Source organism: Kitasatospora sp. MBT66, from assembly GCF_000710405.2.
Classification (GTDB): Bacteria; Actinomycetota; Actinomycetes; order Streptomycetales; family Streptomycetaceae; genus Kitasatospora; species Kitasatospora purpeofusca.
Genome location: NZ_JAIY01000007.1, coordinates 369,804 through 370,976 on the forward strand (window position 1 = coordinate 369,804; position 1,173 = coordinate 370,976).

At 76.8% G+C, this 1,173-nt stretch carries 1 pseudogene; it reads right to left on the bottom strand.

Annotated elements, in window-relative coordinates:
• Positions 1-67: 67 nt before the first annotated feature.
• A pseudogene (locus BI06_RS21180) lies at positions 68-1,173 on the bottom strand (hypothetical protein); the annotation flags it as partial.

The window sequence follows — 1,173 nt, forward strand, 5'->3', positions numbered from 1 at the left end:
GTCGGGGTCGGTGCGGTCGGGGTCGATGGGGCCGGCCGGCCGGCGGGTGGTGCGAGTCACGGGTGGTTCAGATCCGGTCCTGGGTGCGGGGGGTGAGTCCGAACTGGTCGGCGATCGCCTTCCACTTCGTGACGAAGTCCTTCTTCGCCTGGGTGGCCTGCGGGTTGAGCTCGTCGGCGCGCTTCTTGTCGGCGGTGTTCGGGGCGCTGCCCGAGCAGCCCTGGCCGGCGACCGTGCGGGCCCAGCTCGCGTAAGCCCGGTCGATGTCGGCGGACAGCTGCCAGGCGGACTTCAGCGACTGCACCGCGTCCGCGCCGCCGGGCAGGTCGGTGACGCTCAGCTGGGCGAGCTTGGCCAGCAGCTGGTCGCGCTGCTTGGCGCCGCTGTCGAACACCTGGGCGGCGGACTCGATGTCGGGCTTGGTCGGGCAGCTGTTCACCTTGGCGACCGCGTTGCCGATCGGGGCCTTGGCGCTCTCGCCCTGGGTGAGCAACTCGTCCAGGGCCTTGGCCTGGGCCGGCGCGTTGGCACCGGCGGCGGTCGAGGAGGGGGACGGGCCGGTGCTCGCCGCGGGGTCGGGGGTGGTCGGGGCCGGCGCGGCGCCGGTGGGGGCCGGGGCGGGCTGGGGGTTCCCGGACCCGGAGGTGCCGCCGGTGGCGGCGGCGGAGGGCGTCGCGGAGCCGGCCCGGTCGGTGCCGGAGCCCTTGTCCTTGACCGCCCAGAGGATGCCGCCGCCGAGGGCCATGACGAAGAGCAGGGCGAAGGCGATCAGCAGCGGCGCGCGCCTGCTGCCGGGGCGCTCGTCGTCGTCGGCGTCCTCGTAGCCGGTCGGGTAGTCGTGCCCGGCGTACTCGTGCTGCGGGTACTCGTTCCCGGGGTACTCGGGCTGGGCGTAGCCGGGTTGGGCGTAACCCTGCTGGGCGGGGTCGTGCGGCGGCCGGCCGGGCGCCCCGTACGGGGCCTGGCCGTACGGGGCCGCCTGGCCGTACCCGGGCTGCGGCTGGGCCTGCGGCGGGTACGGCGGCTGCTGGGCGGGCCGGGGCGGGCCGTAGGGCGCCTGCTGCTGCGGCGCGTTCCGGGGCGGGAAGGCGCCTGGCGCGTCGGGGCGCGGCGGCACCGGCTGCGGGATGAGGGCGGTCGGGGCGTCCTCGCCGTACGGTCCGGCCGGCGGCC